This window comes from Acaryochloris sp. CCMEE 5410 (genome assembly GCF_000238775.2).
Lineage (GTDB): Bacteria > Cyanobacteriota > Cyanobacteriia > Thermosynechococcales > Thermosynechococcaceae > Acaryochloris.
The window spans coordinates 3,182,229-3,196,533 of the sequence record NZ_AFEJ02000001.1 but is presented as its reverse complement, the minus strand read 5'-3'; the positions used below and the strand labels follow the sequence as shown (position 1 = coordinate 3,196,533).

Sequence of the window (14,305 nt, the reverse complement as noted above, 5' to 3'; positions counted from 1 at the left end):
TTTATGTCCACTCCCCCGATTCAATGGTATCCCGGTCATATCGCCAAGGCTGAAAAAGCCTTAATTGAGCAGCTCAAAAAGGTAGATGTGGTGCTGGAAGTTCGGGATGCTCGCATTCCCCACTCCAGTCATCACCCGCAGATCCAGAAATGGATTGGAGATAAGCCCCATGTGCTGGTCCTGAATCGCATTGACTTGGTTACCCCGGTCTCTCATCAGCTCTGGCTCGATGCTTTTAAGGCCGAAGGCCAGGTACCCTACTGTACAGATGCTCAGCATGGTAAGGGCATTAAAGCGGTGATCAAAGCAGCCGAAAAAGTGGGCGTTAGTATCAATCAACGACGGCGCAGTCGTGGTATGCGACCTCGCCCTGTGCGTGCGGTGGTGTTGGGGTTCCCGAATGTGGGTAAATCTGCTTTAATCAATCGTCTGTTGAAGCGTCGCATTGTTGAAAGTGCTCGCCGTCCAGGGGTGACTCGCCAACTCCGCTGGGTACGGGTCTCTCAAGATTTAGAACTATTAGATACCCCCGGTGTATTACCGGCCAAATTAAATAATCAAGAAGCCGCTTATAAATTGGCCATTTGTGATGATATCGGCACTGCTGCCTATGAGAATCAGTTGGTAGCGACGGCCTTAATTGAGCTGATCCAAGGGTTAGAGTCTTCTGAGCCGAAGCCTGGATTCTTGCCCAACCAAGTTTTGCAAACTCGCTACCAGCTCGATCCTACGTCTATAACCGCCGCAGATTATTTAGCTACCGCAGCAGAACAACGACATCAAGGGGATTTAGAGCGGATGGCCCAGCAAGTCCTCAATGATTTTCGCAAAGGTCTATTGGGGAAAGTGACGTTGGAAGTGCCACTTTCTTAGCAAAGGAGCGCTATTTCGCCTCCCTATAACTCAACATTCATACATCTTTATCAGCAACAATCGCTTATTTTTTCGCTGTATGGGTGAATTAGGGCTTGCCGAGAAAGTTGAAAGTATTGATATAGGGCTGTTATAGCCAATAACTTTATTTATATATATAGCAGTCGCCAATTTATTCAGGACGCGCAGTGTAATACATACTCCATCGTTTCTCTTAGAGACCCAAAATGTTCTAATTGGTGGCGGATGCGACTTTTAATCCAAGACCAAGACCGCTCAATCTTATTCAAATCAGGGGAATAAGGGGGTAAATACCAAACCTCACAACCTGCTTTTTCCACTAATTCCTGTATTCGTCCTCCCTTGTGAAATGTGGCATTATCAATCACCAACTTCTGCCCAGGTTTGAGAACGGGTATCAAGCAACGCTCTAGCCAAATTTCAAATATGGTCCGATTGCAAGCCCCTTCGATAGTGAACGGCGCCATCAACTGCTTGGCCCTCAATGCTGCAATCATATTGACTCGACCACTTCTACGCCCAGTCTTCAAAGCATAAACCCGCTCACCTTTGGGACCATAAGCGTAGTCATACTCGTCTCGATGATCCATGCCCGACTCATCCGCATAGACGATATCCTCTGGGTCCACGGTACTTACCCGTTCGATGAACTCTGCCCGTTTATGCTCATCTCGTTCTCGGTACCCATATGTTTTTTTTTCGAGTAAATCCGATTTTCTGGAGGGCTCTTGAGATGGTTCGATCACTAATCTCTCCATCCCATAGTTGAGCCATCTGAGCTTGGGTTTTATGCCGATGCTTGTGGGCAAACGCTCGAAACTTATCCCAGTCTGTAATTTTATGACTATGGCCAGGATGATGGACTGGCTTGGGATGCAAATCACCCGTTTCCGCCTTGAGGTGTTGCCATTGGTTAATCGTGTTACGACTGATATGGAACAGCTCACTCGCTTCTGAAGGGCGCATCCCATCTAGCTCAATCGCATCTATCACTTTGCAACGGAGATCGTAACTGTAAATTTTGGGCATCACACAGGAGAAGGAATACATAACTTCTCTAGTTTAAGTCCTTCTCAATATGGCGACTGCTATACAAGGCCAATTCATGGAATTTTGCAGCATTTGAAGCGACTTTAACTTGCTCTATATTGTTCGTATAGCTGCAAAATTCCATGAATTCGTAAGGGTGCCTTTTTCAAAAAGTCTGAATTAGAGAGCTACCTGAGAGGGTGTAAGCGAGGAATAGACATTGGATACAAGACACTAGTCTAGCTAATCTATCTTGTCCCCTGGTTCTCGAAATACCGATTTAAAGGGTAGTGCTCGACCACACTGAATTAGATAGGTAAGCTAGAAACAATCTAGCTGTTTTTAGCCAACCAATCATGCCTGATAAATATATTGTGACGCTAACGCCTGAAGAACGCAGTGAGCTGATGCAACTCACCCGACGTGGAACCTTGTCAGCGCGAAAAATGAAACGAGCCCAGATTTTGATGTTGGCAGATAAGGGACACAAAGACGACACCATTACTCAAATGCTCAATGCAGGCATCTCTACCGTGCATCGTACTCGCCAGAAATTTGTGGAAGGTGGTGTGGAGTTCGCCCTCAATGAGCGTCCCAGGCCAGGGGGGCAAAAGAAGCTCGATAGCAAAGCAGAGGCCTTGCTCATTGCGACAGCTTGTAGCGACCCACCTACCGGTTGTTGCCGGTGGACCATGCAGCTATTGGCAGAACGGCTAGTTGAACTCAACGTCGTCGAAAGCCTATCGGATGAAACGGTGCGACGCACGCTCGAAAAAACAGCTTAAGCCGTGGCTAAAAGAGCAGTGGTGTTTTTCTACTGTAGGCGCAGACTTTGTTTGGCGGATGGAGAACGTTCTAGATTTGTATGCCCAACCCTACCATCCTGAGGAGCCTGTTGTTTGTTTTGATGAACGGCCTTGCCAACTGATTGGCGAAACCCGGGTGCCCCGTCCACCAAAGCCCGGTCGTCCCCAACGCTACGACCATGAATATGAGCGCAAGGGCACTTGTAATATATTTGGCTTTTTTCAACCGCTTAAAAGTTGGCGACATTTGAAGGTGACTGAGCATCGAAAAAGTGAGGACTTTGGGGTGTGCATGCAGTATCTAGTAGATGGTCTGTTTCCTGATGCTCAACAAGTGCACGTTGTCTTAGACAATCTCAACACCCATACTCCCGCTGCACTCTACAAAACCTTCAAACCTGATGAAGCTTGAGGATTCTCAGTCGCATCCAGTTTCACTACACTCCAAAACATGGCAGTTGGCTCAATATGGTTGAGTTTGAGTTTTCGGCTCTTTCTAGGCAGTGCTTAAATCGACGAATTCCTGATATTGAAAAACTCCGGCATGAGGTCACCGCATGGGAACAAAGGCGTAACCGAGATAAAACGACGGTTAATTGGTTATTTACAGTGGATGATGCACGAACTAAACTCAGCCGACTCTATCCCCAAACTACCCTGTCATAATCACTGTGGTGAAGCAGTAGTTTGTCAAACATAGATCCAATTATTGCTGGAGCGGAGAAACCAAAGTATATTGCGAGCGGAGGGCTAAGTTCTTGCCCGGCCCTCATATAAGCAAAATCTAGAAATCCGCCTATCACTCCAATCAAAATAGTTACAACAATTACGCTTATTCTTCTTTGGGCATCAAACATCCATTCACTAATCCCAGATGAAGTTTGTGAATCTAGCTTTATAAATCCTAATAAATAACTTGCAGCTCCACCAAAGAAACCCCATGCAAATATCTCTATAGCGCCTATTTCTTGCTTCATGAGTAAGCTAGTTTCTAAAGCAGCGTCTATTTAAAGGTTCTTGTAATCAGAACCCATGCAAAAGCACAGTATTCTTTGAGCTTTTTTGGCCTATTTCTTGCTGTATATAAAATCCGACCTTTGCTGTCAGGAACTAATGCCTCTCTTACAAGATGTAAATTATTTTCAAGAATTTTTTGAACTTCGCTTGCTTCTAAATTCAGCTCTTTACTCAGCCCTTGGATAGTTCTGAAATCCCATTCAGGGTTATTGAGAGCATTAATTACTTTTGAAGTGGACAATAATATTTTCTTCTTAGCCTTAAGCAAAGAATTATCATCAAGAATTGGTAGTGTTTTATTTTTCGGATTATTTGATAGAGTTTCATTAAATGATAATGAATTACCAAAGAGTCTTTTTCCTGTGCTATTTCTACCTTCGAACACCCATTTTACACCTGTAGGATCTGGATATGTTGCATTACTCGCTTGCGCCATAATATCTATGCTATCTATCTTTAATTGCCTTGATTTTGCGTTTTGCTCTTTCTAGCTGCTCACTCAACTGCTCTATATCATTTTCGTCAATACTGAGATAAATTTCCTCTTGTTTTCTGTTTTTAAAATACGTTATTTTAAGTACATTTACAACAACCTCTGAAATTACTCCTTCTGATATTTTTTCGAAAAAAATAGGTCTAATATCTGTGAAAACCCTTGAATTTGAAAAAATATTTTCATATTCATATTTAAGGTTATTTCGTTTTGATGCAACTTGCAAAGAAGGACATTGGGTTAAAAGTTGCTGAATTCTATTTTTTGTATTTTCTTTCTCACTTAAAGGAATGTTGGTGAAATCTTGTGATTCAATAATTTTTTCTTGAAGTGATTCAATTATTTCTGATAAAGGCAATGAATAGATTTCGCTGGCTATATATAACGAGGATAGAAAGCTTATAATCTCTTCAGTTCTTGACTCACTAATATCTAGATTATTTATATTTAAGGACGCATTTTGAATGAAATCTTCAAGATCTACTCCCAAATTTGTTTCTTGAAATATTGTCAATAATTGATCAAAATCAGCATCACTAATTCTGATCAATGTATCTATTGCTTTAATGTGTTCTGAAGGTATCCCACTAGACATTCATTTATTGCCATCAAACTATATACACACAATCTTCAATTCTAATGCAAGGGGCCGTGATTTCGCAGAAAATACGTTGATAAACCTTCTCTGCCAACTGTTTGTAGGTCATCCCTCGCCCAGTAATATGGGTCCACGACTCCTCAAACCTCTCTTTATCGTTCCCATCATAGGTAGTTAATCGGCATGACTGCTCGCCTAGATAACGAAGGCTCTAACAGCACATAGATGCCCTTTGCCGCTTGCTTCAGCAAAGTCTAGTAGTTTTTGTGCTAATAGTCTTGTCAATGGGGCGTAGCTAATGGATCGGGGATGCCTTAGACTTCGGAATGGTTACCCCTGGGAATAGGGAGTCAAACCGTTGATTGACCCAGGCAAGCCGCAGCATGAGTAGATGATTGAAACCATCCTCACTCCAGCGCATACCAACCCCCTTAAAGCGCTGTTGAATCAGCCACTTACAAGCACTTTCGACCATTCCTGACCCCAGCGGTATCTGTAGTTGTTCAAAGTGGCGATATTGGATGTGTCGCAGATGGCGCTGGAAATAAGCCTGTACCTGGAGCAACGTCGTAAAAGATTTGCCCGTAAACAATTGTGAGTGAATCAACATCGTCAAGGACCGCAATACTAATAGGTGTTGCCCATGTCGCAATTGGTGTCGCCAGCGCCGAAACCAGGCTTGGGCTTGAGCAGAGCGAACATCCCCAAACATCACTTTTGTTGCTCGTGCAAGATGGCCTGCTGCATGAAAAAATCGAGAACTGCCACAGCACAGTGAGAGAACAAGGTGCGGTAGACTCGCCAGAAGCCTCGCCCCCCATCACTCAACCAGATGACGCTTGGGGCCGATTCAAAGTCTTGTTTGCGGGCTTCGAGTTGCAGTAAGGGATGAACTGGTCGATATCGCCCAATACTGCTACCAGTCTTCGACGCAGTAGTTGGGGACACTCTTTTAGCTCGGGTGAGCCGTGTTCCCAGGCGGGCTAAGATAGCGACTTTAACTTCTCGCCACTGGATTTTCCCTTGGGGTTTTCGGAGTGGGGCGAAAGGGCACCATCACACCGTCAGCAGCAATGGCCAAAGGCAGAGCAGACAACACCTCTGAAATCGCTTCACTAGGAGCCTGTTCACCTGATGCTTGAGCTTTGAGTTGAGCCTCTAGCTCCTGATAAGCTTTGTTGCCCATGACTTGCACCCAATTCCACAAGCTTGATGAACTGACGGATAAACCACTCCACTGACTCAGCATCCAACTGGCCAGTTCATAGGGCATAAATAGACTTAACAAGCAGCCTAGACGCACCAGTTCTTTACTGCTGTGCTGGTAAGAGGTAATCCCAATGGATTGGTCCAGAGGAGCTGATAGACTACCTGGACACCCTTTTGGACAACGACCCACCCGTCGCTTTCAGTAAATATTTCCCACCAGTGTCTGCATCTGACGAGATTCCCATCCCTTCGAGTGCAAGCGGGTTCCGCAGGTGCTACACCTAGGCCATTCAAATACTGTTTTGCTCGCCGTGAGAGTTCATCCTCCAGAAGCCATCGAGCCAAATACAAACCCATTTGCAGAACGATATAAACCATCTGACTCAGGCTGGGTGATTCTTTGAGTGCTTCGACCTGTTCTAGAAATTCGTGATGCTCTAGTACGGTTGGCAATTGCGATGTTAGGCTCATGACAAGTTTTTGATTCGGGTACAGGATCTATTGTCCTTGACCCGTTTTTCTTTGAGCCATACATCCCCGATTCTGTGCTTACGCCCTTGTCAATGTACTCCTTTGCTTGGCCAATGACCAATTGGATGTTATGGCTAACAATACAATAATTGCAAACCCAAAATTTTTAGAGGCTGGACCCTGGTCTTCTAATTCTAGCTAAGTACGTTCTTTTGAAGGGTAAAAATGTCTGGCATGGGGTTAGCCCATTCCCGCTTTATAATTGCTACCAACAATACTGAATCAGGTCATTATTGGTATATGTTTACTAATTTACCCTCGTTAACCGCCGTGATGTTTATCATTTTTGATGTGCAGAGCAGTTGCGCCACATTTCAGTTCCATTAGTGATCTGTGAGGCTGTGCTTTCTAAAAATTGGCTCCTTTTGCAGTGAACAATGATCGCAATACGTTATTGCAACGTTTGCAGAATTAGTGAGAATGGCAAAACTATACCTTTATCGGTCTATCTTTACCCTGGATAGTGACTTCCATATTTATCGCAAAAACCGTAGGGAGATTATCCCATTGATTATTCTTCCTGCTGAAGTTTAATCAGGCCTTTTCCAGCATTAGCTTTGTACGTTTCAGGGGTTCAGGAATGGAGATGGGATAATCTCCTGTAAAGCAGGCTGAACAGTAATTTTCAGGGTTACGTCCGGTTGCCGCTAACATGCCTTCCCAACTGAGATAGTGAAGGGAGTCAACCCCAATTTTTTGAGCAATATCTGAGGTCGAGGTGGTGGCTGCGATCAGCTGATCTTGATCATCCGTGTCAATGCCATAAAAGCAGGGATGCGTCACAGGTGGTGAAGAAACTCGCATATGGACTTCTGTGGCGCCTGCCTCTCGGAGGGCACGGACAATTTTGTAGCTGGTGGTGCCTCGAACAATCGAATCATCGACAATGATAATCCGCTTTCCTTCCAAGACATCCCGGAGTGGATTGAGCTTCATGCGAATCCCGATTTCGCGCATGGCTTGGGTGGGTTGAATAAAGGTTCGGCCCACATAGCGATTTTTAATCAAGCCTTCGGCATAGGGAATGCCACTGGTTTGGGAATAGCCAATGGCGGCAGGCACACCAGAATCGGGGACTGCAATCACCATATCTGCATCGATGGGAGATTCCTTGCCGAGATGGTGACCCAGACGCAAGCGGTAGCTATAGAGACTTTCGCCTTTCATATGGCTATCGGGGCGAGCAAAGTAAATCATCTCAAAGATGCACAATTTCCGCTCAGGCTTAGGAGCCCAGGTATCGGAGGTAATGCCGTCAGCCGTGATATGAACAATTTCCCCTGGCTCGATTTCACGAACGTGGGTTGCCCCGATGATGTCGAGGGCACAGGTTTCGGAGGCGAGGACGTAATGGGGTTTATCGGGATTATCCGTGTCAATGGTGCCGAGAACCAAAGGGCGAATTCCCTGGGGGTCGCGAACGCCGAGGATGCCGGTCGGTGTGCCAATCACTAGACTGAAGGCCCCTTCGCATTGCTGACAAGCTTCAATCACACTGGAGTACCAGTCCTTGCCCGCTTTGACTGCTTCGCCAATGGCATAGGCAATCACTTCAGAATCTGTAGTGGTTTCCAGGGGACAGTTTTTGACCAGTAACGTTTTGCGAAACTCGACGGTATTCACTAAATTGCCGTTATGGGCCAGGGCGATTGAGCCTTTAGGGGTTTCAACGACGACGGGTTGAGCGTTAGCGACTCGGCTTGAACCAGTCGTGGAGTAGCGGGTATGACCAACGGCAATATGGCCGGGTAAGTCATTCAAAATCGGTTCTGAGAAGACTTGAGAGACCAAACCCATGTTTTTGTAGGTGTGGGTTTTCCCCTCTGGGGTGTAAGTGGTAATCCCTGCCGATTCTTGACCTCGATGTTGGAGGGCATAGAGACCAAAGTAAGCTAGCTTGGCGGCTTCTAAACCGGGCGCAAACACGCCAAACACGCCACAGGCTTCTTCTGGTTTGTCTTCGGACCACGATTCGGTGGAAAGGTGGGGATCAACGGGATCGTTGCCAGTGGGAATCGATGGAGCAGAAGCAGCAGGAAACATATTTAAGTCGTTAAGTAAACTGAATAAACCAGAAAAACTGACACATTACAAACATTTGTCCTTATTCAGCCTCAAGCAGCCTGGATTTACGCCAGCTTGGACTCAATGGCTTGAGACCATCGTTGAGTGGCCTCTTCAATCCTAACCTTGATTAAGGTTTGATGAACATTTGTTGTGAGGGTGAGCTCTGAATTGGGGGTGGTGACGGTTCCTATCTGTTGCCAATATTGAGGTAGATGTTCTTGTAAATAGGATTCCCAGGCTGCTTGATGAGTTGCGCTGACAGAAACGACAATCCTGGCCCCCCCTTCACCAAATAAGACCTGGTCCCAACGGTTTGAACCGGTAGGAACTTGAATGTCAGCCCCTCGTTGACCACTGATGCAGGACTCGGCTAGGGCGACGGCTATTCCCCCTTCTGCACAGTCATGGGCCGAGTGGAGCCAGCCCTGTTGAATACCGTGGCGGCAGGCAGCTTGGACTTGGGCTTCTAGATTTAAATCGGCATGGGGTGGTTCACCCGCTACCTGATGATGAATGCTGGCTAAATATTCCGTGGCTCCGAGGGTAACGAGGTCACTTTGGGCGTCGAGGGGAATTCCGAGTAGATAAATCAGATCGCCGTCTGCTTGCCAGCCCTGGACACAGGTCTTGGTGAGATCGGGCACTAATCCCACCATGCCAATCACAGGGGTGGGATAGATGGGCTGGGGCTGACCATCGGCATCAAAGGTTTCGTTGTAGAGGGAAACATTACCGCCAGTGACAGGAGTTTGTAAATGGCGACAGGCTTCTGAGAGTCCTCGGCAGGCTTCTGCTAGCTGCCAATAGCCAATAGGTTTTTCGGGGCTGCCAAAGTTGAGGTTATCGGTCACAGCAATCGGCTCAGCGCCCACACAACTCAAGTTGCGAGCGGCTTCGGCGACAGTCATCTTGGCCCCTTCATAGGGATCTAAATAGACATAGCGAGCGTTGCAGTCGATGGTGGCGGCGACGGCGGTTTTAGACTCTACGCCTGGGTCAGGGGTTTCTTGGTGGGCGACGGGACGAAGGCGAACGATGGTGGCATCGGCATCACCGGGCAAGACGACGGTGTTGTTTTGGACTTGGTGATCGTACTGGCGATACACCCAGCGTTTGCTGGCAATCGTGGGGACTTGTAAAAGCTGGAGGAGGATATCTGACCAAGAGTTTTGCTGGCCTTGGATTTCGATGCCTTCAGCGGTGCAAGGGGGGATGCGATCGCAACTCCACTCCCGTGCTTTCTGGACATACTCAGGGGGTTCAGCTAACACCTCACGCTTATAGATTGGCGTATTGTCGGATAAGGCGGTCGCGGGAATTTCTGCCGCTACTTCTCCTTGGAACCGAATCTTGACAATGGGTTCAGCAATGACTGAACCGGCAACGACGGCCTGTAGACCCCAACGGTGGAAGATATCAATCAGCTCCTGTTCCCGACCTTTTTCGGCCACAAACAACATCCGCTCTTGGGATTCGGAGAGCAAATATTCGTAGGGCACCATCCCCGTTTCTCGGTTGGGAATTAGATCTAAATCCAGATCAATCCCCACGCCGCCTTTCTCTGCCATTTCGGCAGTGGAGCAGGTCAGGCCAGCTGCCCCCATATCTTGAGCAGCAACCACCGCTCCGGTTTGGAAGGCTTCTAGACAGGCTTCAATTAAAGATTTTTCTAAAAATGGGTCACCGACTTGAACAGCGGGTCGATCTTCTACTTCAGAGGTGGCATCCAGTTCAGCACTGGCAAAGCTCGCCCCTCCCATACCGTCTCGCCCGGTGGTAGATCCCACATAAAGCACCGGATTACCCACGCCTGATGCCCCAGCTTTGACAATCTCAGCGGTCTCCATCAGGCCCATAGCCATGGCGTTGACGAGGGGATTGCCCGTGTAGGCAGGATCAAAATAAACTTCACCACCCACGGTCGGCACGCCCACACAGTTGCCATAGTGGGCAATTCCGGCCACCACCCCACTAAATAAACGGCGGGTGCGAGCATCGTCTAGATCACCAAATCGCAGGGAATTGAGGACGGCAATAGGGCGGGCGCCCATGGTGAAAATATCTCGTAAGATGCCGCCGACTCCCGTTGCCGCACCCTGAAACGGTTCAACGGCAGAAGGATGGTTATGGGACTCAACTTTGAAGGCGAGCTGGAGGCCATTGCCTAAATCGACAACTCCAGCATTCTCTCCAGGACCGACTAATACATGCTTGCCTTCCGTGGGAAATTGCGAGAGTAAAGGCCGGGAATTCTTGTAGCAGCAATGCTCGGACCACATGACGCCAAACATGCCCAGCTCGGCTCGATTGGGATGGCGACCCAATCGTTGAACGATATCGTCGTATTCTTCGGGCTTTAGCCCTTCAGCAGCAATTTCTTCAGGGGAAAAGGGAGAAGATCCAGGGCTTGCCATGTACTCTATACCAATCGCACAAGTCCCTATTGTACAGGTTGATCTAGAGTATCGATGCAGGCTGAATCAGAGGGCGTAGCTAATGGATCGGGGATGCCTTAGACTTCGGAATGGTTACCCCTGGGAATAGGGAGTCAAACCGTTGATTGACCCAGGCAAGCCGCAGCATGAGTAGATGATTGAAACCATCCTCACTCCAGCGCATACCAACCCCCTTAAAGCGCTGTTGAATCAGCCACTTACAAGCACTTTCGACCATTCCTGACCCCAGCGGTATCTGTAGTTGTTCAAAGTGGCGATATTGGATGTGTCGCAGATGGCGCTGGAAATAAGCCTGTACCTGGAGCAACGTCGTAAAAGATTTGCCCGTAAACAATTGTGAGTGAATCAACATCGTCAAGGACCGCAATACTAATAGGTGTTGCCCATGTCGCAATTGGTGTCGCCAGCGCCGGAACCAGGCTTGGGCTTGAGCAGAGCGAGCATCCCCAAACATCGCTTTTGTTGCTCGTGCAAGATGGCCTGCTGCATGAAAGAAATCGAGAACTGCCACAGCACAGTGAGAGAACAAGGTGCGGTAGACTCGCCAGAAGCCTCGCCCCCCATCACTCAACCAGATGACGCTTGGGGCTGATTCAAAGTCTTGTTTGCGGGCTTCGAGGTGCAGTAAGGGGATGAACTGGTCGATATCGCCCAATACTGCCACCAGTCTTCGACGTAGTAGTTGGGGGACACGCTTTTGTGCTCGGGTGCCCCGTGTTCCTAGGCGGGCTAAGATAGCAACTTTGACTTCTCGCCACTGGATTTTTCCCTTGGGGGTTTTCGGGGTGGGGCGAAAGGGCACCATCACACCGTCAGCAGCAATGGCCAAAGGTAGAACAGACAACACCTCTGAAATCGCTTCACAAGGAGTCTGGTCACCTGAGGCTTGAGCTTTGAGTTGAGTCTCTAGCTCCTGATAAGCTTTGTTGCCCATGACTTGCACCCAACTCCACAAGCTTGATGAGCTGACGGATAAACCACTCCACTGACTCAGCATCCAACTGGCCAGTTCATAGGGCATAAATAGACTTAACAAGCAGCCTAGACGAACCAATTCTTCACTGCTGTGCTGATAGGAGGTAATCCCAATGGATTGATCCAAAGGAGCGGATAGACTACCTGGACACCTGTGGGGACAACGACCCACCCGTCGCTTTCAGGCAATATTTCCCACCAGTGTCTGCATCTGACGAGATTCCCATCCCTTCGAGTGCAAGCGGGTTCCGCAAGTGGGACACCTCGGCCATTCCAATACTGTTTTGCTCGCCGTGAGAGTTCATCCTCCAGAAGCCAGCGAGCCAAAAACAAACCCATTTGCAGAACGATATAAACCATCTGACTCAGGCTGGGTGCTTCTTTGAGTGCTTCGACCTGTTCTAGAAATTCGTGATGCTCTAGTACGGTTGGCAATTGCGATGTTAGGCTCATGACAAGTTTTTGATTCGGGTACAGGATCTATTGTCCTTGACCCGTTTTTCTTTGAGCCATACATCCCCGATTCTGTGCTTACGCCCGAATCAGATATTCAGGAATGCTCAAAATTTATATTCAGTAGCTTTAGAAAAGCTACTTACAGCATGCATGTTAAGTGTTCTATGCAAAGTCAAAGCCAGAAAAGATTGACTGAATTTTTGATGGAAAATTTTGATTTAAGCATAAAAATATCTATTAATTTTTTGGCTCATTATCATTGCATCTGCATAAAAAATACTTCGAAAAAATGTTAAGGATATGTTGCGTTTGCGTAAAGTTAAATATAAAAAATGATAAATAAACATAGTTCTAAAAAATTTAGCGCTAATGCAGCTTTCTAACCAGTTTGGTTAATTGAGAAAAGATGACTCCAGTTGAAATACTAGATTCTCAAAAAATAACCAAAGTATTGCATGACGTTAGCCTTTTTCAACAAGGCTAGGTTGATTTAGCGACTCTCTTGCACTGGTTGATAGAGGTCAAGCTGTTTAAGAACTATCTCTAAAACTACTGATCAGTATGGGTTTGTGTTGATTTTTTAAAAATGTAGAGACTCTCTTTTATCAAGAGTCTCAGCCGAAGAAATGGATGATTCGAGAGAAACTTAGTACTGATGATTGATCGGTTTTTGTCTCGATATCAAGGTGCAATCCACTCGCTGCTATAGACATAGTAAAGAATGGATTAGCACACTTACTAGTGTGTTCTCAGTTAGTCAATATTGCTTGAGATTTGGACTGCTATGACCATTGAGTAGTTCAGAAAAATCTTCAGGCATTTTCTCTACCGAAGCAGATTTTTATAGTCATTCGGAACAGAGGCTACTGCAGAAATGAACAATTTTCTTAGCCAATTATGTCAACAACTTAAGTCCTGGTTTATTGACAAGCCAGTGACTCATGAATTCACTAATCAGGAGACACAAAAGATGGTTAATCCAGCCACCAACCCCACAACTACCAAAATAACTAGCCTTTCAGACTTTGTTGCAGACTTTCCGCAAAGTAAAGATCCCAAAATCTGCAAACTTGCTGAGGACTTTGCTGATCGGCTACTCGATAAAGAGTGTGAAGCAAAAGAGTGCATTATTGACGCGGGCCATCCCCATCCACACGCTAAAGATCCCAAAGCGAAAGTTTGCAAACCTGCAGACATCCCAGAGTTGGAACCCTGTTTCCAAATTCACTGGGGTGATGGACCCAAGGACATGATTGAAACCACAGATACGGAGTGTCTATGTATTACTGCTTGTAATCCGTATTCAAATGTGACCTTCAAAGATTTAACGGTCGTTATTTCTGTTGTGACTAAAGCAGATGGAACACCAGTACCGGAGTTACCTGATGGCACACCTTCTGTTTACATTAAGCCCGCTAAGTTTGTTTGTTTTGGTGATTTGCCCCCTTGCGATCCTCATAAACCGGACAAGCAATCTTGCCTATCACGGGAACTTGTTTTAGTTAGCTGTGGCGCTAAGGAAGGAGATTATTGCTTTAAGATTCTCTATTGCTACTCAATTCACTTTGATCTGAAGGGTGTTGAGAAGTTCAAGCTTCCCCTCTGTGCTAGCTAGGTAACTGCTTAGAGTTGTGATTGAGGCAATGGGCTTGTGTATTTCATGCAAGCCCATTGCCGTAAAAGCGTTAGATGAAGATCGGTTTCACGGCTGAGAATGGCGTGGTTTGCTGCGATATCAGGCTTGATGATTTTGGTGTTTGAAATATTGCCGGAA

At 46.7% G+C, this 14,305-nt stretch carries 8 protein-coding genes and 3 pseudogenes; 3 read left to right on the top strand and 8 right to left on the bottom strand.

Features of this window, described 5'->3' with window-relative positions; all coding sequences use genetic code 11:
- Nucleotides 1–3 precede the first annotated feature (3 nt).
- Nucleotides 4–873, top strand: a complete 870-nt coding sequence (gene ylqF / locus ON05_RS14585) for a ribosome biogenesis GTPase YlqF (RefSeq protein WP_010476168.1) — start codon at nt 4–6, stop codon at nt 871–873.
- Between the two features lie 176 nt (nt 874–1,049).
- Here the strand turns inward: ylqF and ON05_RS14580 are convergent.
- Nucleotides 1,050–1,923, bottom strand: a protein-coding gene (locus ON05_RS14580) for an IS630 family transposase (protein ID WP_085945211.1) whose coding sequence is annotated in 2 segments (ribosomal slippage) — nt 1,050–1,592 and nt 1,594–1,923 — 873 coding nt in all. Because the reading frame shifts where the segments join, the coding sequence is not laid out codon by codon here.
- Between the two features lie 356 nt (nt 1,924–2,279).
- Here ON05_RS14580 and ON05_RS14575 point away from each other — a divergent pair.
- A pseudogene (locus ON05_RS14575) lies at nt 2,280–3,395 on the top strand (IS630 family transposase).
- Here ON05_RS14575 and ON05_RS14570 read toward each other — a convergent pair.
- From ON05_RS14570 to ON05_RS14525, 7 genes and pseudogenes are all read right to left on the bottom strand, one after another.
- Nucleotides 3,371–3,706, bottom strand: a complete 336-nt coding sequence (locus ON05_RS14570; RefSeq protein WP_010473955.1) for a hypothetical protein — start codon at nt 3,704–3,706, stop codon at nt 3,371–3,373. The pseudogene ON05_RS14575 and the gene ON05_RS14570 sit on opposite strands and share 25 nt — an antisense overlap.
- A 26-nt stretch (nt 3,707–3,732) precedes the next feature.
- A complete protein-coding gene (locus tag ON05_RS14565) occupies nt 3,733–4,182 on the bottom strand; it encodes a hypothetical protein (RefSeq protein ID WP_010473954.1) in 450 nt (149 codons plus the stop codon).
- Nucleotides 4,183–4,192: 10 nt separating this feature from the next.
- On the bottom strand, nt 4,193–4,834 hold the full coding sequence (locus tag ON05_RS14560) for a hypothetical protein (RefSeq protein WP_010473952.1): 642 nt from the start codon (nt 4,832–4,834) through the stop codon (nt 4,193–4,195).
- Nucleotides 4,835–5,132: 298 nt separating this feature from the next.
- Nucleotides 5,133–6,517: pseudogene (locus ON05_RS38545) on the bottom strand (ISKra4 family transposase).
- Between the two features lie 594 nt (nt 6,518–7,111).
- The gene (gene purF / locus ON05_RS14535) at nt 7,112–8,620 is read right to left on the bottom strand and encodes an amidophosphoribosyltransferase (protein ID WP_010467855.1); all 1,509 of its coding nucleotides are present in this window, start codon (nt 8,618–8,620) and stop codon (nt 7,112–7,114) included.
- Between the two features lie 86 nt (nt 8,621–8,706).
- On the bottom strand, nt 8,707–11,058 hold the full coding sequence (gene purL / locus ON05_RS14530; RefSeq protein WP_010467857.1) for a phosphoribosylformylglycinamidine synthase subunit PurL: 2,352 nt from the start codon (nt 11,056–11,058) through the stop codon (nt 8,707–8,709).
- 79 nt (nt 11,059–11,137) lie between these two features.
- Nucleotides 11,138–12,528, bottom strand: a pseudogene (locus ON05_RS14525) (ISKra4 family transposase).
- 973 nt (nt 12,529–13,501) lie between these two features.
- Between ON05_RS14525 and ON05_RS14515 the strand changes: the two are divergent.
- Nucleotides 13,502–14,146, top strand: a complete 645-nt coding sequence (locus ON05_RS14515; protein ID WP_139025628.1) for a hypothetical protein — start codon at nt 13,502–13,504, stop codon at nt 14,144–14,146.
- Nucleotides 14,147–14,305 lie beyond the last annotated feature (159 nt).